This window comes from Stenotrophomonas maltophilia group sp. vghtpe118 (assembly GCF_052605195.1).
Window position 1 is genome coordinate 2966670 of the sequence record NZ_CP199672.1, and the last position, 25550, is coordinate 2992219.

A 25550-nucleotide genomic window follows, 5' to 3' on the forward strand; every position below is an offset into this window, starting at 1 on the left:
CCGGCACATGCCGGGCGAGCGCGACAGGAGTAGGGTGGAGGGCTGGTATCCATACCGTCTGCCCAAGGAGCGTTTTTACATGTCGCGTACCGTAGTCCTGGCCGCCGCCATCAGCCTGGCGCTGGCGGCCTGTTCCGGCAAGGAGTCCACCCCCGTGTCCGATGCCCAGAAGACCCCGGCCCAGCAGCCGGCCGAAGCCTCCACCAATCCGCTGCTGAGTGCCAGCACGCTGCCGTTCCAGGCCCCGCCGTTCGACAAGATCAAGGACAGCGACTACCTGCCGGCGTTCGAAGAAGGCATGCGCCAGCACCTGGCCGACGTGCGCAAGATCGCCGACAGCAGCGAGCCGGCCACCTTCGACAACACCATCGTGGCGATGGAGCGCAGCGGCGAGACCCTGACCCGCGTGTCGCGCATCTTCTTCGGCCTGGTCCAGGCCGACACCAACGATGCGCGCCAGAAGATCCAGGAAGAAGTGGCGCCGAAGCTGGCCGCGCACCAGGATGAGATCAACCTCGATCCGAAGCTGTTCGCGCGCGTGAAGTCGCTGTACGACCAGCGTGACACGCTGGAGCTGGACCCGGTTCAGAAGCGCCTGGTCGAGCACTATTACGATGGCCTGGTGCGCGCCGGTGCGCAGCTGTCCGACGCTGACAAGGCGACCCTGCGCAAGCTCAACGTGGAAGAGACCACGCTCTCCACCCAGTTCCACACCCGCCTGGTGGCCGCGACCGCCGCTGCGGCTGTTGTCGTTGACGACAAGGCCAAGCTGGCCGGCCTGGACGAGGGCGCGATCAACAATGCTGCGGCCGCCGCCAAGGACCGCAAGCTGGATGGCAAATTCCTGCTGCCGCTGCAGAACACCACCCAGCAGCCGGTGCTCGGCTCGCTGAGCGATCGCGACCAGCGTGCCGCCGTGCTGAAGGCCTCTGAAACCCGCGCCGAGCGCGGTGATGCCAACGACACCCGGCAGACCGTGCAGCGCCTGGCCCAGCTGCGTGCGCAGAAGGCCAAGCTGCTCGGCTTTGACACCTTCGCCGACTACCAGCTGGGCGACCAGATGGCCAAGACTCCGGCGGCCGCGCTCAAGCTGCTGACCGACACCGTGCCGGCCGCCACCGCCAAGGCGCGCGCCGAGGCCGGTGAGATCCAGAAGGTCATCGACGCGCAGAAGGGCGGATTCCAGGTCGCCGCTTCGGACTGGGACTTCTATGCCGAGCAGGTGCGCAAGGCCAAGTACGATCTGGACGAGTCGCAGATCAAGCCGTACTTCGAACTGGACAACGTGCTGCAGAACGGCGTCTTCTACGCCGCCACCCAGCTGTACGGCATCACCTTCAAGCCGCGCACCGACATTCCGACCTACAACCCGGACATGAAGGTGTACGAAGTGTTCGACAAGGACGGCACCTCGCTGGCCCTGTTCTACACCGACTACTTCAAGCGTGACAGCAAGTCCGGCGGCGCCTGGATGGACGTGTTCGTCGAGCAGGACGGCCTGACCGGTGCCAAGCCGGTGGTCTACAACGTCTGCAACTTCACCAAGCCGGCCGCCGGCCAGCCGGCGCTGATCAGCTTCGACGACGTCACCACCATGTTCCATGAGTTCGGCCATGCGCTGCACGGCATGTTCTCGAACGTGAAGTACCCGTCGATCGCCGGCACCGCCACCTCGCGTGACTTCGTCGAGTTCCCGTCGCAGTTCAACGAGCACTGGGCACTGGACCCGAAGGTGTTCGCCAACTACGCCAAGCACTACAAGACCGGCGAGGCGATGCCGCAGGAACTGGTCGACAAGATTCTCAAGGCGCGCAGCTTCAACCAGGGCTATGCGACCACCGAATACCTGTCGGCCGCGCTGCTCGACCTGGCTTGGCACACGCAGAAGGCCGATGCGCCGCTGCAGGATGTCGGTGCCTTTGAAGCCAGCGCGCTGAAGAAGTTCAAGGTCGACCTGCCGCAGGTGCCGCCGCGTTACCGCACCACCTACTTCGACCACATCTGGGGTGGTGGTTACTCGGCCGGTTACTACGCCTACTTCTGGGCCGAAGTGCTGGACCATGACGCCTACCAGTGGTTCACCGAACACGGTGGCCTGACTGCGGCCAACGGCCAGGAGTTCCGCGACAAGATCCTCTCGCGCGGCAACAGCGTGGAGTTGTCGACCCTGTACCGCGATTTCCGCGGCAAGGACCCGTCGGTGGAACCGCTGCTGAAGTTCCGCGGGCTGAAATAAGAAAGCGAAAACGGCGGGGGCAACCCCGCCGTTTTTCTTTGTGTAGAGCCGAGCCCATGCTCGGCTGGCTTTTTCTGGAGACGCAGCCGAGCATAGGCTCGGCTCTACACAAGCGGATCACGTCCCCACGTGCACCCGGTTGGCCTGCTCGGCCAGGCCCAGGTGGTCGAGCGCGATATCCAGCGCCAGCACATAACTCTGCGCGCCATACCCAGCAGCAATGCCCAGGCGCTGGCCGACACCGGCCGGCAGGCACGGTTCGGCCACCGCGCCGTCGTCATGCACCTCTACGTACGCGTTGTGCAGATAGGGCAGCAGCCGCTGCAGGCGCAGACTGTTGGCACACGCACCCGGATCGAGCAGCGTCACCTCGCCACGGCTGTGGTCGGCCACGCGCAGCGCATCGAGTAGTTCCTGTTCCGAACCGCAGGCGCGGATCGCCACGCTGGTGCCGGCGTCGATCGCGCGATGCACCAGCGACTTCAGGACCGGTGCCGGCAGCGGCATCGCGGTGCGGATCAGGGCGCCGGCCGCTTCCGGGCCGCGGATGATGAAGATCGACATGACTCAGCTCTCCTGCGCCAGGCGGCGGCCGACAATGGCCAGCGACAACGGGTAACCGGCCTGCTGGCTGCGCTGGTCGACCACCACGGCGGCGGGGCCGTGCTGCAGGCGCAGGCGTGCATCCAGACCAGGTTCGCTGGGCGCCTGCAACTCGATGTACTGCGCCGGCAGCCGTTCCAGCGCCGCCTGCAGCGCGCCACCTTCGGCCTGCCATTGCGCCTCGTCGGCGGCACCGACATCCAGCAGTACCCAGTCGGCCGAGCGCGCCTGCGGCTGGCACAGGCATTGGCGTACCTCGGACAGGCTGGCGCAATCACTGCACAGCACGCGATGGCCGGCCAGCTGTGCCGGCAGTTGGGGACGCGGTGCCGACGAAGAGGCGTGGCGGATCACCAGGAGGGTCATACAACACCTTGCGGAATGCGCCGTGTGGCGCGGTGGGCACACGATGCGCGTGCTGCCCGTAAAGGTGCGATGCCCGCGGCCGGACCGGGGCGTAAAACCTGCGTAACCCTTCATGTAGAGCCGAGCCTACGCTCGGCTGCTCTGCGCCCCAGTCGGGCAACCTCGACGCTACAAAGAACAAGCCGAGCATGGGCTCGGCTCTACAGGAGCGCGGCGCGGGAACCTCTTGCGCCCGGATGTGGTCTGATGCAGCCACCACCCAACCGGAGCCTGTCATGGATGCTGTTGCCCGTCCCCCCTTTTCCCAACGCGCCGTGGCCTGGCTGAAGAAGGAGGCATTGCCGCTGCTGGTGATGCTCGGCCTGCTCGCCGCCGCCCGCGATACCCTGGCCAACCATTACGTGGTGCCGAGTGGTTCGATGCAGCCGACCCTGCAGCCCGGCGACCGGGTGGTGGTGGACATGCGCGCCTATGGCCTGCGCCTGCCGTTCACCAACACGGAACTGATGGCGACCGGCACCCCGCAGCGTGGCGAGGTGGCGGTCTTCGACTCACCGGCCGACGGCACCCGCCTGATCAAGCGCGTCGCGGCGGTGGCCGGTGACCATGTGCAGATGCGCGAGGGCCATCTGAGCATCAACGGGCAGCCGCTGCAGATGGCCGACCTGCAGGACGTGGAAGCCTTCGGCGAGCGACGCGCCCGCCTTGATCTGGACATGGGCGGCGGTCCGGACATCGCCGACCTGGTGGTGCCGGCCGGCAAGGTGCTGGTGCTGGGTGACCACCGCGGCAACAGCTTCGATGGCCGCTTCTTCGGCTTCGTCGACGCCGACAAGCTCTACGGCCGCGCGGTGGCGGTGTACTACCGCCGGGGCGACGGCTTCGAGTGGCAGCGCCTGTAAGCTGAATTGATACTTCTCGTATATCAATCATGACCTATCAGGTTATGGATCGACTGGATAGACGGGCCTAGTCTGAGGCCCGTTCCCTCCCACGCTTGGCCGCCCCCACCGGCCCATCGATCCCATGACTGGCGAAACCGCGGCGGCCGTCGAACGCCGCCCTCCCACTGTCGATCCCAGCGCCGAGACCCGCATCCAGCAGGGCACACCGGCCTTTCGTCGCACCGCGCTGGCGCTGTTCCTGGCCGGCTTTTCCACCTTCGGCCTGCTGTACACGGTGCAGCCGCTGCTGCCTGAGTTCAGCCGTCACTTCGGCGTGTCCGCCGCCGGCAGCGCGATGTCGTTGTCGCTGACCACCGGTACCCTGGCCGTAGCGATGCTGCTGGCCGGGTTGCTGTCCGACGCGGTCGGCCGCCGCCCGTTGATGATCGTCGCGTTGCTGGCCTCGGCCATGCTGTCGCTGAGCTCGGCGCTGGTGGATGACTGGACCACGCTGCTGGTATTGCGCACGCTGCTCGGCCTGGCGCTGAGCGGCGTGCCGGCGGTGGCGATGACCTACCTGGTCGAGGAAATGGACAGCCGCGCGCTGGGCCTGGCGATGGGCCTGTACATCGGCGGCAATGCCATCGGTGGCATGAGCGGACGCCTGCTGGCCGGCATCATCGCCGACCACTGGGGCTGGCGCTGGGGTATCGGCGTGGTCTCGATCATCGCCATCGCCAGTACCGTGCTGTTGTGGCTGCAGCTGCCGCCGTCGCGCCACTTCCATCCCCGTCGTGACGGCCTGCGCCGGTTGCCGTCGCGCTGGCGCCTGCTGTTCGCCGACCCGGGCCTGCCGTGGCTGTTCGCCACCTCGTTCGTGCTGATGGGCGTGTTCGTCACCCTCTACAACTACCTGGGCTACCACCTGCTGGCGCCACCGTACCACCTCAGCCAGACCGTGGTCGGCCTGATCTTCAGCGTCTATCTGGTGGGCACCTTCAGTTCGGCGTGGATGGGCCAGCAGGCAACGCGCTACGGGCGCGGCCGCATCCTGTCGATCTCGTTGGCGTTGATCGGCGCCGGCATCGCACTGCTGGTAATGCCGTGGCTGAGTGCGATGGCACTGGGTATCGCGCTGGTCACGTTCGGCTTCTTCGGCGGCCACTCGGTGGCCAGCAGCTGGGTTGGCAGCCGCGCCGGTACGATGCGCGCCGAAGCCTCGGCGATGTACCTGTTCGCCTACTACCTGGGATCCAGCGTGCTGGGCGGGGTCGGTGGCCTGGCCTATGCGGCCTGGGACTGGCGGGGGGTATGCGTGTTCGCTGCGGTGCTGACCCTGATCGGTGGTGGCATCGTCTGGGCACTGCAGCAGCGCGCGCCGCAGCCGGTGACGGCGTGAACCAAACTGTACAGTAGTGCCGGCCGCTGGCCGGCATGCCGGCCCCTGTGGGGTTGCCGGCCAGCGGCCGGCACTACCCGGGTGGAGTGCACGCCTACCCCTCGGCGAACGCTCCGCGCAGCAGCGTGGCGAAATTGCGGATCAGCGGCGTTACCCGTTCGCGGTGCCAGGCCAGCTGCACTTCCGAATGCGCGCCAGCATCGGCCAGTGCCACGAAGCGCGATCCTTCCACGCGTATGTGATCGCATGACGACGGCAGGATCGCCGCACCCAGGCCCGCAGCGGCCAGGCTGATCAAGGTCGATGCTTCACCGGCTTCCTGCACGATGCGCGGCGTGAAGCCCGCCGCTGCGCACAACGCGATCATGTGGTCGTGGATGCCCGCGCCGGCGCTGCGGCGGAACGCTACGAACGGCTCCTGCGCGAAGTCGCGCAGCGACAGCGCGCCCTGCTTCGACCGCCTGCGCAGGGCAGGGTGGTCGGCGTGCACGATCAGCGCCAGCGGGTCGACGAACAGGCTGTGCGCCACCAGTTCCGGCGGCAGCGCGCGCTTGCGGATGATGCCCACGTCCAGTGAACCGTCGAGCAGCGCATCGATCTGCTGCAGCGTGTTCATCTCGCTCAGCTGCAGCCGCACCTGCGGATACTGCTGACGGTAGCGCAGGATCGAACGCGGAATCTGCGGTGACAGTGGCGTGGCACGAGTCAGACCGATATGCAGTTCACCCTGCTCACCACGCTGTGCACGCTGTACCTCGTCCACGGCCGTTTCCACCTGCTGCACGATGGCGCGTGCACGTTCCTGCAGCAGTTCGCCCGCAGGCGTCAGCTGCACGCGGCGATGGCTGCGCACGAACAGGCGCGCGTCAATCAGTTCTTCCAGCTGGCGGATCTGTTGGCTGAGCGGCGGCTGTGACATGCCCAGCCGCTCCGCCGCCTGGCCGAAGTGCAGCGTATCGGCAACAGCGAGGAAGTAGCGCAGGTGACGGAGTTCGATGGACATGGGTGCAGTTTATTCATCGTCAGCCGGAAATGGATCAGATGCGGGGTCAGTGCCCGTTGCGCAGCAACGGGATCCGACCCCGTGCCGACCAACGGTCGGCACCCACCATGGGGAGCATTTCCCACAGTTCGCAGAAAACGGTCGAAGGCGGGGTGGGTCCGGTTGCGGGGGCGTGAGCGCCATGGATGGCGCGACCGAGCCTCCATGGACGGATTTACGGCGTTCCCCGTAACCGGACCCACCCCGCCATCCCACGGAAAGCCCGCTGTCGCCGTTGCTGTTGCTTCGGCCTCTGCAGGTGCAGGGCGCAGCCCTGCCGAACACCCCTACCGCTCGGAATGCCCGCTCTGATCGTAATCGCGCGGACTGAACAACTCCGGCTGGATCAGCTCGATGAACGCCCGCGCCTGCGCCGACAACGCCTTGCCCCGGCGCACGATCACCCCGTAGCTGCGCTCGGGGAACCAGCGCTTCATCGACCGCGCCGCCAGCCGCTCGTGGTCGGCCTCGTTCAGGCACAGCGCCGGCACGATGGAAATGCCCATGCCCATCGCCACGTACTGCTTGATTACTTCCCAGCCCCCCACCTCAAGCGCCACGGTGTAGGCGATGCGGTGGCGCTGGAACACCTGGTCCACCAGGCGGTAGGTGATCTGCCGCTTCGGCGGCAGCACCAGCGGATAGCGCGCGATGTCGGCCAGCTCCAGCTCGCCGCCCTTGGCCAGCGGATGATCGTGTGGTGCGATCAGCACCTGCTCGAAGCGGTAGGCCGGGGCGTAGGTCAGGTCGGCCGGCACATCGGTCATCGAACCTATCGCCAAGTCGGCGGCATCCTCGCGCAGCAGGTCGGTGCCGTCGGCGCTGATCGCGTTGTGCAGGGTCAGGCGCACGTCCGGGTGGTGCAGGCGAAAGCGTTCGACGATCTTCGGCAGCAGGTACAGGATGGTCGAGCTGTTGGCGGCAATGTTCAGCTCGCCCGCGTCCAGGCCGCGCACCTTGTCGCGGAAGCGCGCCTCCAGCCCGTCCAGGTTCTCCACCAGCGGCTGTGCCATCTCGTACAGCAGCTGGCCCTCGCGGCTGGGCACCAGGCGCCTCCCGCTGCGCTCGAACAATGGCACCCCCAGCTCCCGTTCCAACGCCTGCAACTGCAGGCTGATGGCCGGCTGGCTGACGAAAAGTGCCTCAGCCGCCCGTGAGACGGAGCCGAGGCGCACGGTCTGGCAGAACGCGCGCAGCGGCTTGAGCCGGTCGGATTTGTAGGAAAAACGAGGACTTGGCGGGGTGCGTGTGCTCATTGTGTAACGAGTATTAGCACAACTTATGTAAAACATTGCAAAAACTGTTTTGCCAAATACTGAGGCCGGGCGGCACCGTGGAGACGTTCCCCCACCGCTGGAGTCGCCCCATGTCCGCCGTCGCTTCCGCCGTTCCCACCCCCGCCACCAAGGCCACCCCCGGCATCGCCCTGGCGACCCGCGTGGCCGGCCAGGACACCGTGCTGCCGGCGCCGCTGCTGGCCCTGCTGGTGTCGCTGCACCGCGCGGTGGAACCGGGCCGGCAGGCGAGGCTGCAGGCCCGCCGTGAACGCCAGGCGTTCTTCGACCAGGGCGGCCTGCCGGACTTCCGTGAAGACACCACTGCGATCCGCAGCGGCGACTGGCGCGTTGCGCCGCTGCCGGCCGCGCTGCAGGACCGCCGCGTCGAGATCACCGGCCCGACCGACCCGAAGATGGTCATCAACGCGCTGAACTCCGGCGCCAAGGTGTTCATGGCCGACTTCGAGGATTCGACCTCGCCGACCTGGCGCAACCTGCTGGCCGGGCAGCAGTCGCTGGCTGCGGCGGTGCGCGGCGATCTGGAATACACCGCCCCAAATGGCAAGCACTACACGCTGCGCCCGTACGACGAACAGGCGGTGCTGATCGTGCGTCCGCGTGGCTGGCACCTGGAAGAGAAGCACGTACGCGTCGACGGCCAGTTCCTCGCCGGCGGCCTGTTCGACGCAGCGGTGTTCGCCTTCCACAACGCCCGCTCCCTGCAGGCCAAGGATCGTGGCCCGTACTTCTACCTGCCCAAGCTGCAGAGCATGGAAGAGGCGGCGCTGTGGGAAACCGCGCTGTCGCACATCGAAGGGATGCTCGGCTTGCCGCACGGCCAGATCAAGGTGACCGTGCTGATCGAAACGCTGCCGGCGGTGTTCGAGATGGACGAGATCCTGCACGCACTGCGTGACCGCATCGTCGGCCTGAACTGCGGGCGCTGGGACTACATCTTCTCGTACCTGAAGACCTTCCGCCGCCACGCCGACCGCGTGCTGCCCGAACGCGGCCAGGTGACCATGACCCAGCCGTTCCTGAAGGCGTATTCGGAACTGCTGATCCAGACCTGCCACCGCCGCGGTGCGCATGCGATGGGCGGCATGGCCGCGCAGATTCCGATCAACAACGATGCCGCCGCCAACGAACAGGCCATGGCCCGCGTGCGCGCCGACAAGCTGCGCGAAGTCAGCGCCGGCCACGACGGCACCTGGGTCGCGCATCCGGCGCTGATTCCGGTGGCGATGGCGATCTTCGACGAGCACATGCCCGGTGCGAACCAGCACAGCGTGCTGCGCCAGGACGTGCGCGTCGGCCGCGAAGAACTGATCGCGCGGCCGCCGGGCACCATCACCCGCGCCGGCTTCGAAGGCAACGTGGAAGTCTGCGTGCGTTACCTGGCGGCGTGGCTGGATGGCAACGGCTGTGTGCCGATCCATCACCTGATGGAGGACGCGGCCACCGCCGAGATCAGCCGCAGCCAGTTGTGGCAGTGGCTGCATACGCCGGGCCAGCAGCTGGACGATGGCACCGCGATCGACCTGGCCCTGCTGGATTCCACCCTGTCGCAGCTGCCGGCACGGCTGGGCGATACCGCCGCGCTGCCCGGTGGCGCGCGCATCAGCGAGGCCATCGCCCTGCTCGGCGAACTGAGCCGCAGCGAAGAACTGACCGATTTCCTGACCCTGCCGGCCTACGCGCGCATCGATTGACTGCCGCCCGCGTCTACCGCCGTTTCCCTCCCCGCTGCACGCACGAACCGAACTGGAGAAAGACATGAGCAAGCTGCCCACTGCCGAACAGATCCAGCACGACTGGGATACCCACCCGCGTTGGGAAGGCATCCAGCGCAACTACAGCGCCGCCGACGTGGTGCGCCTGCGCGGCACCGTCCACATCGAGCATTCGCTGGCCCGCCTGGGTGCGGAGAAGCTGTGGGCGTCACTGCACGAGCGCGAGTTCGTCAACGCGCTGGGTGCACTGACCGGCAATCAGGCCATGCAGCAGGTCAAGGCCGGCCTGAAGGCGATCTACCTGTCCGGTTGGCAGGTGGCGGCCGACGCCAACCTGGCCGGGCAGATGTATCCGGACCAGTCGCTGTACCCGGCTGATTCGGTGCCGGCGGTGGTCAAGCGCATCAACAACACGCTGCTGCGCGCCGACCAGCTGCATCACGCCGAAGGCAAGGATGACATCGACTTCCTGCAGCCGATCGTGGCCGATGCCGAGGCCGGCTTCGGCGGCGTACTCAACGCCTTTGAACTGATGAAGGCGATGATCGAGGCCGGCGCCGCCGGCGTGCACTTCGAGGACCAGCTGGCCTCGGTGAAGAAGTGCGGGCACATGGGCGGCAAGGTGCTGGTGCCGACCCGCGAGGCGATCGAGAAGCTCAACGCCGCACGCCTGGCCGCCGACGTGATGGGCGTGCCGACCCTGCTGGTCGCGCGCACCGATGCCGAAGCTGCGGATCTGCTGACCAGTGACATCGACGGCAACGACAAGCCGTTCACCACCGGTGAGCGTACCGTCGAAGGCTTCTACAAGACCCGCAACGGCCTGGACCAGGCGATCAGCCGCGGCCTGGCCTATGCGCCCTACGCCGACCTGGTGTGGTGCGAGACCGGCAAGCCGGACCTGGAATTCGCACGGAAATTCGCCGAGGCGATCCATGCGAAGTTCCCCGGCAAGCTGCTGGCCTACAACTGCTCGCCCAGCTTCAACTGGAAGAAGAACCTGGACGACGCCACCATTGCCAAGTTCCAGCGCGAACTGGGCAGCTACGGCTACAAGTTCCAGTTCATCACCCTGGCAGGGTTCCATGCGTTGAACTACGGCATGTTCAATCTGGCCCACGGCTACGCACGCCGCCAGATGAGTGCGTTCGTGGAACTGCAGGAAGCCGAGTTCGAAGCGGCCGAGCGCGGTTTCACTGCGGTCAAGCACCAGCGTGAGGTCGGTACCGGCTATTTCGATGCGGTGACCCAGGCGATCCAGCAGGGCCAGTCGTCGACCACCGCGCTGAACGGCTCGACCGAGGAAGAGCAGTTCCACGGCGGGCGGAGCGAACGCGCGGCGTGATCCGGTGCGCCGCGTGATCCGGTAGTGCCGGCCGCTGGCCGGCAATCACGGGATGCTCCGGGCGCTGCGTGGCAGCCGGCCAGCGGCCGGCTCTACCGGGCCCTGGAAATCCGATCAGGGTGGCCAGGGAAGGGCCAGGCAACGCCGGCCGGTCGGGGGACCTGCCGGCGTTGTTGTATCGATGCAAGGGGCAGCCAGCGGGCAGCGTCAATCAGGCGCACCCCGGGTTCCGGCAACTTGGCCGAAACCCTGTGAAACCCGGCATCGAATTGATCCAGCAGGGGTTTTGCCCGGGCGCCCGTGACCAGAACGGGCCACCACCGATCTTCACATCAATCAAGATCGGCAGAGCGGTCAAAATGAGATAGGGCGCACACTTTAAAGCGGTGCTATGCTCCGCGGCTCACCAGGGGACGCTGGCGGCGGGTGCAGGGAATGACCGGCAGGGGTGCGGCCGAGAACAGTGATGTGACGACAGGTATCGCCCGGGTGGCGATGGCCGAGATCGTGCACGCGCTGTTGTCAGATGCCGAGGTGGCATTGTTTGCCAGATTCGCCCGCGCATGCAAGCTCCGTGCCGGACAGTGGCTGTTCCAGCGTGGTCACCGCGGCGAGCGCATGTATGTGATCCTCGAAGGCCAGATCGAACTGGACTTCGGCGAGGACCTGGTGATCAAGACACTCGGGCAGCATGAGTTCTTCGGAGAACTGGGCCTGCTGGTCGGCGACCACCTGCGCAGCGCGAGCGCGCGCGCGCTGGTCGACTGCGATGTGCTGGAACTGGGGCCGGCTGATTTCCACCGGCTGGTCGAATCCAATCCGGGCCTGGTGGCCTATTTCCTGCGCCGCACGATCATGCGCGTGCTGGCCAACGAACAGGCCTTGATCAGCCAGCTGCGCCGGCGCAACCACGATCTGGAAACCGCGCTGGACAACCTCTACATCACTACCCACCAGCTGACCCACACCCGCGAGCTGGTGCGTACCGATGAACTGACCGGCCTGCACAACCGCCGTGGCCTCACCCTGTACCTGCAGGAGTGCCGCGAGCGTGCCGAGGGGCCGCCACAGGCGCTGCTGCTGATCGACTGCGACCGCTTCAAGCAGATCAACGACCGCCACGGCCACCAGGCCGGCGACCGCGTGCTGCAGAGCATGGGCAACATCCTGCGCTCGATGGCTGGCGAGCAGGATCTGGCCTGCCGGCTTGGCGGCGATGAGTTCTGCCTGATGCTGCGCCGTGGCAACCGCGAGATCGTGCAGCACGCTGCCGAGTTCATCCTCAGCGCGGTGCACGGCCTGCTCGAGCGCAGTCACGGCACGCCGCATGTAAGCCTGGTCAGCATCGGAGCCAGCCTGCTGGATGCCGACGCGGGCTGGAGTGAGTGGTATGCCAGCGCCGATCGGGCGCTGTACCGGGCCAAGCGTGATGGCGGCAACTGCCTGCGCTGGGTGGATGATCCGGACGGCCAATAGGGAGATGCAGGCGATGAATGGCGACAACGGAACGTCAGCCCCGCATAGCCCACAGCTACGCGCCCTGCTGTTCACTGATCTGTGTGATTCGCTGCAGCTGGTCGAGCGGATCGGCGACGTGGCGGCGGCGAGCCTGTTCCAGGAACACGACCGCCTGGTGCTGGTGCTGCAGCACCGCTGGAATGGCCAGCTGATCGATCGTTCGGACGGCCTGTTCATGCTGTTCGAGCGCGCCATCGATGCCCTGGGCTTCGCCCTGGACTACCAGCGTGAACTGCATGCGCTGGGCCAGCAGCGTGCGATTGAACTGCGCGCGCGTGCTGGCCTGCATGTGGGCGACGTGCTGACCTGGGAAAACAGTGCCGAGGCAGTCCGCGCCGGCGCCAAGTCGATGGAAGTGGAAGGCCTGGCCAAGCCGATGGCGGCGCGCCTGATGATGCTGGCCCGGCCCGGCCAGATCCTGTTGTCGGCGGTAGCCGAATCGCTGACCCGCCGTGCCACCGATGCGTTGGGCGAGCGCTGCACGCGCCTGTTGTGGAAGTCGCACGGGCGCTGGCGCTTCAAGGGCGTGCCGGTGGTACAGGAAGTGATCGAAGTGGGCGAGATCGGCTCCGCACCGCTGCGCATGCCGCGTGCCAATGCCAAGGCCCGCCGCGACCTGCCGTTGTGGCGGCAGCCGCTGGTGCTGGCCGCCGAAGGCCTGGTGCTGGCGGTGGCGGTGCTGGGCGGCTGGCTGCTGCTGCGGCCGGAACCGGCGATCGCGTTCGCCGAGCGCGACTGGGTGGTGCTCGGTGATGTCGACAACCTCACCGGCGACCCGATCTTCGACGACTCGATGCGGCACGCGATCCGGATCGCGCTGGAGCAATCGCGCTACGTGAACGTGCTGTCGGAGGGCAAGATCCGCGAAAGCCTGGAAATGGCGCGGCTCTCGGGCGATACCCGGCTCAGCCGCGATACCGCGGCCAACGTGGCGGTGCGGGAAGGCGCGCGCGCCGTGCTGCTGCCGACGGTGCGGCAGAAGATCGGTGGCTACGAGCTGGCCATCGATGTCGCCGCACCCGGCAGCGGCCAGGTGATCCAGACGTTCACCGCCACCGTGGATCGATCCGACCAGATGGTGTTCGCGGTGGACGACGTGGTCGGGCGCCTGCGTCGCGGACTGGGCGAATCGGTGGCGAGCCTGGAACAGTCGTTGCCGCTGCCGCGGGCATCGACCCAGGACCTTCGCGCACTGCGTGCGTTCGCGCTGGCGGAAAGTGCACTGGGCCAGCGTCGCTTCGAGGAGGCGCGCAACCTGTACCAGGCGGCGATCGATATCGATCCTGGTTTCGCCCTGGCCTACATGGGCGTGGCCAAACTGCATGCGCGCGTCGAGGAAGGGCGGCGTGCACGCGAAGCCATGCAGCATGCGCTGGACCTGCAGGATCGGCTGCCGCCACGCGAGCGGCTGTACCTGAAGGCCTGGATGGCCGAGCTGGAGCCGGGTGGCTGGGCGCTGGAGCAATGGCGCACGCTGGCCAAGGTCTATCCGGATTCGTTCGCGGGGCTGTCCAACACGTCCTGGTACCTGCTGCAGGCCAACCAGTTCAGCGAGGCCGAACCCTATGCGCGTGCGGCCGCAGTACCGCAGGATCCGCTGCGGCTGTATCCGCTGGTCCACCTGGTGCGGATACAGATCGCTGCCAACCAACCGCAGCTCGCTGCCGAAACGCTGGCCCAGGCGCAGGTCCTGCGCGGCCGTGATGACGCCGATGAGACCGGTGTGGATGTGCTGGTGGCCCAGGGGCAGTACGCGAAGGCAGCGAAGCTGTTACCGCAGATCCACGCCAGTGATGGCCTGCAGGAGCGGATGAAGCTGCGTGCGCAGTTGTTGCTGGCTGCTGCGCAGCGCGATTGCGCGGCCATGCAGCAGGCGATACGCGAAGATGCAGCGGCGCCGACGCTGGTCGATCTTCAGGTGCAGCAGCGCCTGCAGCACGCCAGCGTGGCGGCGCTGTGCCCGAGCGCAGACCGTGCCGGGCTGCAGGCCATCGCGGCGCTGCTGCAGCCGATGCTGCAGGAGCGTGATGATCCCATGCTGCATGCCCGTGGCCTGCAATGGCTGGCACTGGTCCACCTGGCGCAGCGGCAGGGCCAGTTCGAACTGGCCAGGCGCTGGCTGGACGAGCAGCGGCCCCTGCTGCGCAGCCTGCGCAGTCCGGTCGCGGACCGCTGGCTGCGCATCGTCAGCGCCATGGACGAACTGCAGATGCAGCGGCCCGATGCAGCCCGCGCGCTGATCGAGCCGATGCTCGATGGCAGCGAGCCGGTGCAGGCACACGTCGTGCTGCTGCTCGCGCTGCGCGCACAGGGCAATGAAGCCGCGGTACGCCGCGAGCAGGCCTGGCTGTCCCAGCATCGCGGCCAGGCCATTGCCGAGGTCACCGCCATGCAGGTCTGGCAACCACTGAACGTGCATGACGTGTCCATGTGGGCATCGCCGGCCACGGCCGGCGCGCCCTGATGGCGGGTCAACCGTCGATGCGCTCGCCGACCTTGCCGGCTTCGAAGCAGAACACCACGGTCATGGCCGCCACCGACCCGGACAGGTGGGCCTGCAGCCCGTCACGCACCTGGCTCAGCTCTTCGACCGAGGCCAGGGTGCCGATCTTCATGCAGTCGTTCTCGCCAACGGCACCGTCCAGCCCGATCGAGGCCAGGGCCTTGGCCGGCGACGCGGTGAAGTGGCTGCGGAAGTCGTCGCTGCCGATCAGGTGGTCCAGCAGGAGGCTGGCGTCTGCGGCGGAAAGGCGGGGATGGGTGCTCATGGGGATCGTCCGTAAGTGGAGTTTCTCGTATCGGCCGCGACAGCCTGCCATTGAGGGCCGCGCTGTGCACATCGCTAAAGTTGGCCGCGCCGCGGTCGTTGCTGCTATGCCGGTTGTGCGGCAGAAGGAAGGAAACCGATGCGCCTGCGCCGCTGCGCCAGCCTGATGTTCGAGCCCCGCGAGGCGGTCACCCTGGACCTGCGCGCGATGCTGGCCGGCCACGCCGAGATGGACAGCCAGATCAGCTGGGTGGCGCTGGCCGCGCATCTGGACCAGCCGCTGCCGGTGGACGCCGAGGAGCGCCAGCTGCTGGGCGAGCTCAGCGCGCACCGCTGGAGCGAACCGCCCGCCGATGCCTCCCCGGCGATGCTGGCCCGCCTGGTCGAGCAGGGCCTGCTGCTGACCGACCCGCCGAGCGAGGTGGGGCACCAGCTGCGCGACGAGGCGCTGCGGCGCAGCCAGTGGTGGCCGCTGGCTGCACTGGCCCATCGCCATGCACGCTGGCAGGCCGTGGACAGCGTGGAGGACATGCGCCGGCAGGGGTTGGACACCGCTGCCGGCCTGCGCCAGCGCCTCGGGCCGCCACCGCCGGTGGTGCAGCCCATGCAGGGCGACTACCAGCCGCTGCCGCGCAGCGAAGAGGCCGCGTTCGACGCACTGCTGGCGCGCCGCACCACCTGCCGCAATTTCGACCCGCAGCGCGCGTTGCCGCTGCCGTTGCTGGCCCAGGTGCTGCAGCGCACGCTGATGGCGCACGCGGTGCAGAAGGTCGAGCGCGATACCGAGTTCCTGAAGAAGAACGTGCCTTCCGGTGGCGGCCTGCATCCCACCGAAGGCTTCCTGCTGGTGCAGAACGTGGAAGGACTGGCACCGGGCCTGTATCACTACCACCCGGTGCAGCACGCCGTGCTGCCGCTGCCCTCGCCACCGTCGCAGGCACTGCCGGCGCTGGCGCGGCGGATGCTGTCCGGGCAGGCGTGGTTCGCCGATGCGCCGGCGCTGCTGGTGCTGGCGCCGCGCTATGACCGCTGCTTCTGGAAGTACCGCAACCACGCCAAGGCGCACCGTGCGGTGACGCTGGATGTCGGTCACATCTCGCAGCTGCTGTACCTGTGCGCGACCGAGCGCGGCCTGGCCGCCTTCGTCACCGCAGCCATCAACGATGCCGATGTCGATCGTGCCTTCGGCTTCGATGGCATCGGCCAGAGCGCGATGGCCATCTGCGGCCTGGGCTGGCGCAGTGCCACACTGGACACGGCCGAATTCGATCCCGCTGGTCGGGTGACGGCGGGCGACGACCGCTGAGCGACCGTCGCCCCGGCGTTCACGCCGCTTCGAAGTCCACCAGCACCGCGCCGTCGTTGACCTGGTCACCGGCCTTGGCGCGGTAGCCCTTCACCGTGCCGTCGGCCGGCGCCTGCAGGGTGTGCTCCATCTTCATCGCTTCCAACACCACCAGCGGCGTGCCGCGTTTGACCTCGGTACCGGCGGCGACCAGCGTGGCCACGATCTTCCCGGGCATCGGTGCCAGCAGGCTGCCGGCATCGGCCACGGCGTGGTCCGATTCGCTCACCGGATCATGCAGGGTGAAACGGTGCTGGCCGTCGGCGCCGAACAGGTACAGCTGGTCACCGTCGCGCAGCAGCTGCAGTGTCCAGCGGCGCCCGCCCAGCTGCACCGCCAGCCCCCGCACATCGGCTGTGCCGATCACCTGCACGGGTGCTGCGCCATCGCACTGCACGCGCCAGCCATCGGCCTGCGCCCACACCTTCAGCGTGTGCCGGCATTCGCCCTGCTGCAGCGGCAGCACGCGCGGCGCGGGCGCGCCAAGGCGCCAGCCGTCCTGCGCCTGCCACGGCGAATGCGGGTCGCGCGCGTCGCTGGCTGCACCTGCAGTAGTGGCCACGGCGGCCACCGCCGCCAGCAGCCACAGCGCATCATCGCTGTCACCCACCTGGCCCAATGCGGCCTGCTCGCGCTCGATCAGCGCGGTATCCAGCTTGGCGTGGGTAAACGAATCGGTGTTCACCAGGCGGCGCAGGAAACCGGCATTGGTGGTCACGCCCACCACCTGGCAGTCGGCCAGGGCCTGGCTCATGCGGCGCAGTGCGGCGTCGCGGTCCACGTCCCAGACGATCAGCTTGGCAATCATGGGATCGTAGTACGGCGTGATGCTGTCGCCTTCCTCGACACCGGTATCCACGCGCACATGAGTCGACGGCGCCGGCAGGCGCAGGCGGCGCAGGAGGCCGGTGGACGGCAGGAAACCACGGTCGGCGTCTTCGGCATACAGCCGCGCCTCGATGGCGTGGCCGTGGATCGCCAGCTGCTCCTGGCGCAGCGGCAGTGGCTGGCCCGAGGCTACGCGCAGCTGCCACTCCACCAGGTCGGTGCCGGTGATGTACTCGGTCACCGGGTGCTCGACCTGCAGGCGGGTGTTCATCTCCATGAAGTAGAAATCGCCGTCCGGGCCGGCGATGAACTCCACCGTTCCGGCGCCGACGTAGCCCACCGCGCGCGCGGCATCGACCGCGGCCTTGCCCATCGCCGCACGACGTTCGGGGCTCATGCCCGGGGCGGGCGCTTCTTCCAGCACCTTCTGGTGGCGGCGCTGCACCGAGCAATCGCGCTCGAACAGGTAGACCGCATCACCGTGGCTGTCGCCGAACACCTGGATCTCGATATGGCGCGGGCGCTCGACGTACTTCTCGACCAGCACATGGTCGTTGCCGAATGCCGAGGCGGCCTCGCGCTGGCAGCTGGCCAGTGCATCGACGAAGTCCTCGCTGCGTTCGACCTTGCGCATGCCCTTGCCACCGCCACCGGCGCTGGCCTTGATCAGTACCGGGTAGCCGATGGCATCGGCCTGCGCGCGCAGGAACGTCGGCTCCTGCTGGTCGCCGTGGTAGCCCGGCGTCAGTGGCACACCGGCCTTGGCCATCAACGCCTTGGCCGCGCTCTTGTCACCCATCGCGCGGATCGCGCTGGCCGGCGGCCCGATGAAGGTGACGCCGGCGGCGGCGCAGGCATCGGCGAAGTCGGCATTCTCGGACAGGAAGCCGTAACCGGGGTGGATCGCCTGCGCGCCGGTCAGGCGTGCGGCGTCGAGCAGGGCGTCGCCGCGCAGGTAGCTCTCACGCGCGGCGGCCGGGCCGATGTGGATGGCCTCGTCGGCCAGGCGTACGTGGCGTGCGTTGCGGTCGGCATCGGAATACACCGCCACGGTGGCGATGCCGAGGCGGCGGCAGGTGGCGATGACGCGGCAGGCGATTTCGCCGCGGTTGGCGATCAGGACTTTGGTGAACATGGCAACAGGCTCGGTCATGGCACGGGTTACATGCGGAACACGCCGAAGCGCGTCTGCTGCGGGGCGGCGTTGAGGCTGGCCGACAGCGCCAGCGCCAGCACCCGGCGGGTGTCGGCCGGATCGATCACGCCGTCGTCCCACAGGCGTGCGCTGGCGTAGTACGGGTGGCCCTGCTGCTCGAACTGATCGCGGATCGGTGCCTTGAACGCGTCTTCCTCCGCTGCCGGCCACTGGCCGCCCTTGGCCTCGATGCCATCGCGCTTGACCGTGGCCAGCACGCTGGCGGCCTGTTCGCCACCCATCACGCCGATGCGCGCGTTCGGCCACATCCACAGGAAGTTCGGCGAGTATGCACGGCCGCACATGCCGTAGTTGCCGGCACCGAACGAGCCACCGATCACCACGGTGAACTTGGGTACCCTGGCGCAGGCCACCGCCATCACCAGCTTGGCCCCGTCCTTGGCGATACCACCCTGTTCGTACTTTCGACCGACCATGAAGCCGGTGATGTTCTGCAGGAACACCAGCGGGATGTTGCGCTGGGTGCACAGCTCGATGAAGTGCGCGCCCTTCAGTGCCGACTCGGAGAACAGGATGCCGTTGTTGGCGATGATGCCGATCGGGTAGCCGTTCAGATGGGCAAAGCCGGTGACCAGCGTTGCGCCGTAGCGCGGCTTGAATTCGTCGAAGCGTGAGCCATCGACCAGCCGCGCGATCACTTCGCGTACGTCGTAGGGCTTGCGCGTATCGGCCGGGATCACCCCGTACAGTTCGTGTGCCGGCAGCAGCGGTTCCTCGGGCGCCTGCACCGCCATCGCTGGTTCCGGCTTGCGCCAGTTGAGCTGGGCGATGATCGCGCGCACCCGTGCCAGTGCCTGCAGGTCGTTGTCGGCCATGTGGTCAGCCACGCCGGAGATGCGCGTGTGCACATCGGCACCACCCAGTTCCTCGGCCGTCACCACTTCGCCGGTGGCCGCCTTCACCAGCGGCGGGCCGCCGAGGAAGATCGTGCCCTGCTCGCGCACGATCACCGTCTCGTCGCTCATCGCTGGCACATAGGCACCACCAGCGGTGCAGCTGCCCATCACGCAGGCGATCTGCGGAATGCCCTGTGCCGACAGGTTGGCCTGGTTGTAGAAGATGCGGCCGAAATGGTCGCGGTCGGGAAAGACTTCGTCCTGCAGCGGCAGGAACGCGCCACCGGAATCGACCAGGTAGATGCACGGCAGGTGGTTCTGCTCGGCGATCTCCTGCGCGCGCAGGTGCTTCTTCACCGTCATCGGGTAGTAGGTGCCGCCCTTGACCGTGGCATCGTTGGCCACGATCACGCATTCCACGCCACTGACGCGGCCGATGCCGGCCACTACGCCAGCGGCCGGCACGGTGTCTTCGTACATGCCGTGCGCGGCCAGCGGCGCGATTTCCAGGAACGCGCTGCCCGGGTCGAGCAGGGCGTCGATGCGGTCGCGCACCAGCAGCTTGCCGCGCGCGGTGTGCTTGGCGCGTGCGGCTTCGCTGCCACCCAGCGCGGTGCGGGCGAGGGTGGCATGCAGGTCGTCGACCACGGCCTGCATGGCCGCGCGGTTGCTTTCAAACGTTTCGCTGCCCGGTTGCAGCTGGGTGCTCAATACGGTCATCGCAGTGGCCTTACAGGGTGCGCTGGAACAGTTCGCGGCCGATCAGCATGCGGCGGATCTCGGACGTGCCGGCGCCGATCTCATACAGCTTGGCATCGCGCCACAAGCGGCCGGTCGGGTATTCGTTGATGTAGCCGTTGCCGCCCAGGATCTGGATCGCCTGGCCAGTCAGCCAGGTGGCCTTCTCGGCGGCGTACAGGATGGCACCGGCGGCGTCCTGGCGGGTGGTGCGGCCCTGGTCGCAGGCGCGTGCCACGGCATAGACATACGCGCGGCAGGCACCCAGGCCCACGTACATGTCGGCGATCTTGGCCTGGATCAGCTGGAAGCTGCCGATCGGCTCGCCGAACTGGTGGCGCTCGTGCACATACGGCATCACCACGTCCATGGCCGCGGCCATCAGGCCCAGCGGGCCACCGGACAGCACCACGCGCTCGTAGTCCAGGCCGGACATCAGCACGCGCACGCCACCGCCAACCTGGCCCAGCACGTTCTCTTCAGGAATCTCGCAATCCTGGAACACCAGCTCGCAGGTGGGCGAAGAACGCATGCCCAGCTTGTCCAGCTTCTGCGCGGTGGAAAAGCCCTTCATGCCCTTCTCGACCAGGAACGCGGTGATGCCCTTGGCGCCGGCCTCCATGTCGGTCTTGGCGTAGACCACCAGCACGTCGGCATCCGGGCCGTTGGTGATCCACATCTTGTTGCCGTTGAGCACGTAGCGGTCGCCGCGCTTGTCCGCGCGCAGCTTCATCGACACCACGTCCGAACCGGCGCCCGGTTCGCTCATCGCCAGCGCGCCCACCCTGGCGCCGCTGCACAGGTCGGGCAGGAAGCGCTGCTTCTGTTCCTCGTTGCCGTTCTTGCGCAGCTGGTTCACGCACAGGTTGGAGTGCGCGCCATAGGACAGGCCGATGCCGCCGGAAGCGCGCGAGATCTCTTCCATCGCCACCACATGGGCCAGGTAGCCCATGCCGGTGCCACCGTATGCTTCTTCCACGGTGAGGCCCAGCAGCCCCTGTTCGCCCAGCTTCGGCCACAGGGCCAGCGGGAACTGGTTGCTGGCATCGGCCTCGGCGGCCAGCGGCGCGACCTCGGCGGCGGCAAAATGGGCCACGCTCTGGCGCAGCAGGTCGATGTCTTCGCCAAGATCGAAGTTCAGGGATGGCACGTGCATTGTGGTGGCTCCACGGCGGGATGGCAGGAATGGACGCACCCGGCGGGGGAGTGGGCGGCGGTCTGCAGGACCGTCACCTACACGGGCGATGGCCCCAGCGTAGCGGGGTTCGGGTAAGAAGTGAATACGAATTCAAAAATTGAAACTAGAATCAGAACATGGCCTATAAACGCTCTGCATTGATGGAAGAACGCCTGGCGGGCGCCCGAGAACGGATCCTGCTGGCCACCCGCGCGCTGGTCGCCACTGGCGGCTGGCGCAATGCCCCGGTGACGGCCGTGGCAACCCAGGCGGGGGTGTCCACCGGCCTGATCTACCGGCATTTCCCATCCAAGGCGGAGCTGTTCGTGGAAGTCCTCAATGCCGCCGTGGCCCACGAGGTCGCGATCATGGAGCGGATCGCCAGTGGCCCGGAGGCGGCCAGCGAGCGGCTGCGGCTGGCGATCACCGCCTTCGTCCGCCGTGCCCTGGCCGGGCCGGGGCTCGCGCACGCCTTCATCGTCGAACCGGTAGACCCGGATGTGGAAGCCGAGCGCATGCGCGGTCGTCGCGCCTTCGGCGACGTGTTCCTGCGGCTGGTGGAGGAGGGCGTGGCGGCCGGTGAGCTGCCTGCGCAGGACGCGCATGTGGCCGCCGCCTGCCTGGTGGGTGCCTTCACCGAAGCGATGGTCGGCCCGACCGCACCCAGCCGCGCAGCGCACCGCGACGAAGACGCGCTGGTGGATGCGATCTGCAGCTTCTGCCTGCGCGCGATCGGCGCCCCGGCAATCCGGTAGCGCCGGTCGCTGGCCGGCTTCTGCACGATCCATCTGGCAGGAGGGTGATGCCGGCCAGCGGCCGGCACTGCCGGGTGGGCATGCTGCGCCGCATCAGCAGTGACGCCTGTTGTCGCACGCAAAGTGCGTTCTATACTCGGCCCATCACGCAGTCGCTCAGCCGTGGTCCAACGACTATCAGCCAGGGGTAACGAAGAGTGCGGAATTACGATCTGGAGTTCCTGAAACGCTTCTCCATGGTGATCGCGCTGCTGGCGACCATCACCCTCGGCCTCATCCTCCTTGCCGCCTACATCCACACCCGGATTCCGCCCGAGGTGTCGCCGACCGCGGCCAAACGCACCGAACAGCGCATCTCGCCGACCGGTGCAGTCTATGCCGGCAGCACCGGCGCCGCCGCGCAGGCTGCCGCCAAGGCCGCCGCGCTGGCCAAGGCCGCGTCGCAGGTGGCCTACGGCGGCACCAAGGATGGCAAGGTGATCTTCGACAACCTGTGCACCGCCTGCCACACCACCGGCGTGGGCATGGCACCGACGCTGGACCATTCGCACTGGGACAAGCGCATCGCGCAGGGCAAGGACACGCTCTACAAGCACGCCATCGAGGGCTATACCGGCCCCGACGGCGGCATCATGCCGCCCAAGGGCGGCAACCCGGCCCTGACCGAGGAGCAGATCCACGCCACCGTGGACTGGATGTTGGGCAACCTGAAGTAACCGCCGCAACGCGCCGCTTCCTGTAGAGCCGAGCCCACGCTCGGCTGCTCTGCGCGCGGTGTGGCCAAGTGCAGCCGAGCATGGGCTCGGCTCTACGATCCCCCGGCTTTGCCCACCGAGGCCTGATCGCTCATATGCCCCCGCTGCGCAGGCGGCGTTTCGCATTTCAGGGTTAGTCTGTGCGCCTCTTCCATGGAGTCGCCCGTTGATGCGCCGCCGTTCCCTCGCCCTTGCCCTGTCCCTGCTGCTGCCGGCCGGCGCCTTTGCCCAGGCCCAGCCGCAGGCCGCACCGGTCGCGCCACCCTCCGCCGCGCGCAGCAGCGCCACCGTGGTGCTGACCGCCGCGCCGGCCGACTGGCGCGCGCTGGATGGCCAGCGGGTGCGCATCGCCGCACCGCTGACCCTGGCCGGTACCGACGGCCTGGAGCGCTTCGGCCAGCTCACCGTAGCCTTCGATGGTCGCCTCTGGCAGCCGACCGAAGTGGCCGCGCCGGGCACCGCCGGCTACGAGCAGGTGATGGCCGACAACCAGCGCCGCCGCCTGGTGCTGGAAGATGGCAGTGATGCCCGAGACCCCGCCAGCGTGGCGTACCTGCCGGGCAGCCCGGTGCTGCGCACCGGCATGCAGCTGCGCGACGTGCAGGGCATCGTGCGCATGGACGCGCAGGGCCATCCGCGCCTGCAGGTCGAAGGTGTGCTGAAACTGCCGGAACTCAAGCGCCCGGCGGTGCCGACGGTGCCGGGCAGCCTGCACGTGGCGGCCTTCAACCTGGAGAACTTCTTCAACGGTGACGGCCAGGGCGGCGGCTTCCCGACCCTGCGCGGCGCCCGCACGCTGGACGAGCACAAGGCGCAGGTGGCCAAGCTGGTCGCCACGGTCAACGCGCTGGGCGCCGACGTCGCCGCGCTGATGGAGCTGGAGAACGACGGCTACGGCCCGCAGTCGGCCATCGCCGAACTGGTCGATGCGCTCAACCGTGACCGCGGTGCGCAGGGCGACTGGCGCTTCGTCGATGCCGGCAACGGCCCCGGCGACAACCCGATCCGGGTCGGCATCATCTACCGCAGCTCACGCCTGCAGCCGGTCGGCACGCCGGCCACGTTGACCGGCGGCCCGTTCGTCGAGCACAGCCGCGTGCCGCTGGCGCAGGCCTTCCAGGGCAAGCAGGGCGCGCCGTTCGTTGTGGTGGCCAATCACTTCAAGTCGAAGGGCTGCCGCGACGCAAGCGGCGCCGACGCCGATCGCAACGACAACCAGGGCTGCTGGAACGCCACCCGCGTGGCCTCGGCGCAGCAGCTGCATGCCTGGCTGCAGACGGATCCGACCGGTACCGGTACAAAGGACGCGGTACTGCTCGGCGATTTCAATGCCTACGCGATGGAAGATCCGATCCGCACCCTGCACGACCTGGGCTGGCAGGACGCGTTCAAGGTCGCCAAGGCCGAGCATCCCTACAGCTACGTCTACAACGGCTACACCGGCCGCCTCGACCACGCGCTGCTGAGCCCGGGCATGGCCAGGCGCCTGCGCGGCGCCGCCGAATGGCACAGCAACGCCGATGAGCAGGACGCCAGCGGTTACCAGGGCCGCAACGTGCAGGGCCCGTGGCGCAGCTCCGACCACGACCCGCTGCTGCTGGGCTTCGACAGATAGGGTTCGCCGGGGATCTGCTCTGGGAGCGACCTTGATCGGCACGGATCCTGCTGTTGCTTTTTATCTTCCATTCCGCCTTCAAGCGAGCCGAGCATCGCAGGGTACCGGTGCACAGCACCGGCTCGCGGCTGGCGGCGCGTTTCTTTTGGTCACTTTTCTTTTCGCGCGAAAAGAAAAGTGACATCCCTCCGCGGGCGCGGAAATGGCACGCCGCGACCAATGCTCACCCCCAGGCGATCAAGCCGATCGCCAGCACCGCCAGCGCCAAACCGGCACGGTTCCACTTCGTGGTGGTTTCGCCGAAGGCAAACACGCCCACCAGTGCACCCAGCACCACCACGCCGATGTTCATGCCTGCGAACACAGTGGCCGGGTTGTCCGGCATCGACTGGTGCGCATGCACATAGAACAGGATGTTGCCGCCATTGAGCAGGCCCAGCAGCGCGCCCGCGCCCAGGTTCCGCCAGGCCAGCCGGCTGCGGCCACGCGCATGCCGCCACAGCTGCAGCGCCAGCATCAGCACGAAGGCCACGCTGAAGCTGGCCAGCACCGCCGCCATTGACGGCGTGCCGGACAGCGCCACCTGCTTGAGCAGCACGTCCACCACCGCAAACCCGGCCCATACCCCCAGCAGCCAGCCCCAGCCACCGGGTGAGGACGCCACCGCCGGTCCGCGCGGGCGCAGGCTGATCGCCACCATGGCGACCAGGCCCAGCGCCAGGCCGACCAACTTCCACGGCGTGGCGGTCTGGCCGAAGAACAGGAAGGCGGCAGCCAGTGACAGCAGCAGCGACAGCCGCTGCGCCACGTCGCTGCGGACGATGCCGGCCACCGCCACCGCTCGGCCCAGCACCAGGAAGATCGACGGCAGCACCACCGCCAGCGCCAGCAAGGACAGCCACGGGGCATGTGGCGCGCGCAGCGCATCCAGCGGCGGCTGCAGCACCGCGGCGGTGAGCGTTGCCGCCACCAGATAGTTCCAGGTGACCATCTGCGCGACATCCAGCTGGCGGCGTCCAGCCACCTTCAACACCACCGAAACCAGCACGCTGCAGATCACGGCCAAAGACAGGTAGAGCATCGGGCGGGCACAGGGCAGGGGCGGGGGACGGTAT

Annotated in this window: 20 protein-coding genes; 11 read left to right on the forward strand and 9 right to left on the reverse strand. The window is 67.8% G+C overall.

Going from position 1 to position 25550, the window contains the following annotated elements:
• Window positions 1-79 precede the first annotated feature (79 nt).
• The gene (gene dcp, locus ACUDTM_RS13520) at window positions 80-2236 is read left to right on the forward strand and encodes a peptidyl-dipeptidase Dcp (RefSeq protein ID WP_061480256.1); all 2157 of its coding nucleotides are present in this window, start codon (window positions 80-82) and stop codon (window positions 2234-2236) included.
• Between the two features lie 117 nt (window positions 2237-2353).
• Here the strand turns inward: dcp and ACUDTM_RS13525 are convergent, their stop codons facing one another.
• Window positions 2354-2800 (reverse strand): 3-dehydroquinate dehydratase, encoded by a 447-nt coding sequence (locus tag ACUDTM_RS13525; RefSeq protein ID WP_004153636.1) that lies wholly within the window; start codon window positions 2798-2800, stop codon window positions 2354-2356.
• 3 nt (window positions 2801-2803) lie between these two features.
• Window positions 2804-3205: a hypothetical protein gene (locus ACUDTM_RS13530; protein WP_061480257.1), complete on the reverse strand. Its 402-nt coding sequence runs from the start codon at window positions 3203-3205 to the stop codon at window positions 2804-2806.
• A gap of 275 nt (window positions 3206-3480) precedes the next feature.
• On the opposite strand from ACUDTM_RS13530, the gene lepB reads away from it, so the two are divergent.
• Together lepB and ACUDTM_RS13540 are read left to right on the forward strand one after the other, a co-directional pair.
• Window positions 3481-4107, forward strand: coding sequence for a signal peptidase I (gene lepB, locus ACUDTM_RS13535; protein WP_005420745.1), 627 nt, complete (start codon window positions 3481-3483; stop codon window positions 4105-4107).
• A 124-nt stretch (window positions 4108-4231) separates the two neighbouring features.
• Entirely contained in the window at window positions 4232-5488 is a 1257-nt protein-coding gene (locus ACUDTM_RS13540) for an MFS transporter (RefSeq protein ID WP_252744338.1), read from the forward strand.
• Between the two features lie 94 nt (window positions 5489-5582).
• On the opposite strand, the gene ACUDTM_RS13545 is transcribed toward ACUDTM_RS13540, so the two are convergent.
• Complete coding sequence (locus tag ACUDTM_RS13545; RefSeq protein ID WP_353080335.1) at window positions 5583-6491, reverse strand: LysR family transcriptional regulator; 909 nt, start codon at window positions 6489-6491, stop codon at window positions 5583-5585.
• Window positions 6492-6817: 326 nt separating this feature from the next.
• Entirely contained in the window at window positions 6818-7786 is a 969-nt protein-coding gene (locus ACUDTM_RS13550) for a LysR family transcriptional regulator (protein WP_032954693.1), read from the reverse strand.
• A gap of 110 nt (window positions 7787-7896) precedes the next feature.
• Between ACUDTM_RS13550 and aceB the strand changes: the two genes are divergently transcribed.
• From aceB to ACUDTM_RS13570, 4 genes are all read left to right on the forward strand, one after another.
• A complete protein-coding gene (gene aceB, locus ACUDTM_RS13555; protein ID WP_088496129.1) occupies window positions 7897-9519 on the forward strand; it encodes a malate synthase A in 1623 nt (540 codons plus the stop codon).
• 64 nt (window positions 9520-9583) lie between these two features.
• Window positions 9584-10885 (forward strand): isocitrate lyase, encoded by a 1302-nt coding sequence (gene aceA, locus ACUDTM_RS13560; protein ID WP_445391361.1) that lies wholly within the window; start codon window positions 9584-9586, stop codon window positions 10883-10885.
• A gap of 435 nt (window positions 10886-11320) precedes the next feature.
• Window positions 11321-12361 (forward strand): GGDEF domain-containing protein, encoded by a 1041-nt coding sequence (locus ACUDTM_RS13565; RefSeq protein ID WP_061480263.1) that lies wholly within the window; start codon window positions 11321-11323, stop codon window positions 12359-12361.
• Window positions 12362-12374: 13 nt separating this feature from the next.
• A complete protein-coding gene (locus ACUDTM_RS13570) occupies window positions 12375-14867 on the forward strand; it encodes a putative peptide modification system cyclase (protein ID WP_434556934.1) in 2493 nt (830 codons plus the stop codon).
• Between the two features lie 7 nt (window positions 14868-14874).
• On the opposite strand, the gene ACUDTM_RS13575 is transcribed toward ACUDTM_RS13570, so the two are convergent.
• Window positions 14875-15171 (reverse strand): NHLP-related RiPP peptide, encoded by a 297-nt coding sequence (locus tag ACUDTM_RS13575; protein ID WP_072167317.1) that lies wholly within the window; start codon window positions 15169-15171, stop codon window positions 14875-14877.
• Window positions 15172-15309: 138 nt separating this feature from the next.
• Here ACUDTM_RS13575 and ACUDTM_RS13580 point away from each other — a divergent pair, with 138 nt between their 5' ends.
• A complete protein-coding gene (locus tag ACUDTM_RS13580; RefSeq protein ID WP_065178401.1) occupies window positions 15310-16476 on the forward strand; it encodes a putative peptide maturation dehydrogenase in 1167 nt (388 codons plus the stop codon).
• Window positions 16477-16495: 19 nt separating this feature from the next.
• Here ACUDTM_RS13580 and ACUDTM_RS13585 read toward each other — a convergent pair whose 3' ends face one another.
• Genes ACUDTM_RS13585 through ACUDTM_RS13595 form a run of 3 tightly spaced genes read right to left on the reverse strand, consistent with a single transcriptional unit; the run spans window position 16496 to window position 21289 of the window.
• Entirely contained in the window at window positions 16496-18478 is a 1983-nt protein-coding gene (locus ACUDTM_RS13585; RefSeq protein WP_438915028.1) for an acetyl-CoA carboxylase biotin carboxylase subunit, read from the reverse strand.
• Between the two features lie 26 nt (window positions 18479-18504).
• A complete protein-coding gene (locus tag ACUDTM_RS13590) occupies window positions 18505-20115 on the reverse strand; it encodes a carboxyl transferase domain-containing protein (RefSeq protein ID WP_065196009.1) in 1611 nt (536 codons plus the stop codon).
• Window positions 20116-20125: 10 nt separating this feature from the next.
• Window positions 20126-21289, reverse strand: a complete 1164-nt coding sequence (locus ACUDTM_RS13595) for an isovaleryl-CoA dehydrogenase (RefSeq protein WP_072167315.1) — start codon at window positions 21287-21289, stop codon at window positions 20126-20128.
• 158 nt (window positions 21290-21447) lie between these two features.
• Here ACUDTM_RS13595 and ACUDTM_RS13600 point away from each other — a divergent pair, with 158 nt between their 5' ends.
• From ACUDTM_RS13600 to ACUDTM_RS13610, 3 genes are all read left to right on the forward strand, one after another.
• Window positions 21448-22065, forward strand: coding sequence for a TetR/AcrR family transcriptional regulator (locus ACUDTM_RS13600; protein ID WP_180884847.1), 618 nt, complete (start codon window positions 21448-21450; stop codon window positions 22063-22065).
• Between the two features lie 197 nt (window positions 22066-22262).
• Window positions 22263-22781 carry a c-type cytochrome gene (locus ACUDTM_RS13605; protein ID WP_005407662.1) on the forward strand — a complete coding sequence of 173 codons (519 nt, stop codon included), beginning with the start codon at window positions 22263-22265 and terminating at the stop codon, window positions 22779-22781.
• Window positions 22782-22989: 208 nt separating this feature from the next.
• Window positions 22990-24435: an ExeM/NucH family extracellular endonuclease gene (locus tag ACUDTM_RS13610; protein ID WP_353080338.1), complete on the forward strand. Its 1446-nt coding sequence runs from the start codon at window positions 22990-22992 to the stop codon at window positions 24433-24435.
• A 223-nt stretch (window positions 24436-24658) separates the two neighbouring features.
• On the opposite strand, the gene ACUDTM_RS13615 is transcribed toward ACUDTM_RS13610, so the two are convergent.
• A complete protein-coding gene (locus ACUDTM_RS13615) occupies window positions 24659-25516 on the reverse strand; it encodes an EamA family transporter (RefSeq protein WP_353080339.1) in 858 nt (285 codons plus the stop codon).
• Between the last annotated feature and the right edge of the window lie 34 nt (window positions 25517-25550).

Coding starts and splice junctions, on each gene's coding strand:
- dcp (WP_061480256.1), top strand. CDS start 80: ATGTCGCGTACCGTAGTCCTGGCCGCCGCCATCAGCCTGGCGCTGGCG.
- ACUDTM_RS13525 (WP_004153636.1), bottom strand. CDS start 2,800: ATGTCGATCTTCATCATCCGCGGCCCGGAAGCGGCCGGCGCCCTGATC.
- ACUDTM_RS13530 (WP_061480257.1), bottom strand. CDS start 3,205: ATGACCCTCCTGGTGATCCGCCACGCCTCTTCGTCGGCACCGCGTCCC.
- lepB (WP_005420745.1), top strand. CDS start 3,481: ATGGATGCTGTTGCCCGTCCCCCCTTTTCCCAACGCGCCGTGGCCTGG.
- ACUDTM_RS13540 (WP_252744338.1), top strand. CDS start 4,232: ATGACTGGCGAAACCGCGGCGGCCGTCGAACGCCGCCCTCCCACTGTC.
- ACUDTM_RS13545 (WP_353080335.1), bottom strand. CDS start 6,491: ATGTCCATCGAACTCCGTCACCTGCGCTACTTCCTCGCTGTTGCCGAT.
- ACUDTM_RS13550 (WP_032954693.1), bottom strand. CDS start 7,786: ATGAGCACACGCACCCCGCCAAGTCCTCGTTTTTCCTACAAATCCGAC.
- aceB (WP_088496129.1), top strand. CDS start 7,897: ATGTCCGCCGTCGCTTCCGCCGTTCCCACCCCCGCCACCAAGGCCACC.
- aceA (WP_445391361.1), top strand. CDS start 9,584: ATGAGCAAGCTGCCCACTGCCGAACAGATCCAGCACGACTGGGATACC.
- ACUDTM_RS13565 (WP_061480263.1), top strand. CDS start 11,321: ATGACCGGCAGGGGTGCGGCCGAGAACAGTGATGTGACGACAGGTATC.
- ACUDTM_RS13570 (WP_434556934.1), top strand. CDS start 12,375: ATGAATGGCGACAACGGAACGTCAGCCCCGCATAGCCCACAGCTACGC.
- ACUDTM_RS13575 (WP_072167317.1), bottom strand. CDS start 15,171: ATGAGCACCCATCCCCGCCTTTCCGCCGCAGACGCCAGCCTCCTGCTG.
- ACUDTM_RS13580 (WP_065178401.1), top strand. CDS start 15,310: ATGCGCCTGCGCCGCTGCGCCAGCCTGATGTTCGAGCCCCGCGAGGCG.
- ACUDTM_RS13585 (WP_438915028.1), bottom strand. CDS start 18,478: ATGTTCACCAAAGTCCTGATCGCCAACCGCGGCGAAATCGCCTGCCGC.
- ACUDTM_RS13590 (WP_065196009.1), bottom strand. CDS start 20,115: ATGACCGTATTGAGCACCCAGCTGCAACCGGGCAGCGAAACGTTTGAA.
- ACUDTM_RS13595 (WP_072167315.1), bottom strand. CDS start 21,289: ATGCACGTGCCATCCCTGAACTTCGATCTTGGCGAAGACATCGACCTG.
- ACUDTM_RS13600 (WP_180884847.1), top strand. CDS start 21,448: ATGGCCTATAAACGCTCTGCATTGATGGAAGAACGCCTGGCGGGCGCC.
- ACUDTM_RS13610 (WP_353080338.1), top strand. CDS start 22,990: ATGCGCCGCCGTTCCCTCGCCCTTGCCCTGTCCCTGCTGCTGCCGGCC.
- ACUDTM_RS13615 (WP_353080339.1), bottom strand. CDS start 25,516: ATGCTCTACCTGTCTTTGGCCGTGATCTGCAGCGTGCTGGTTTCGGTG.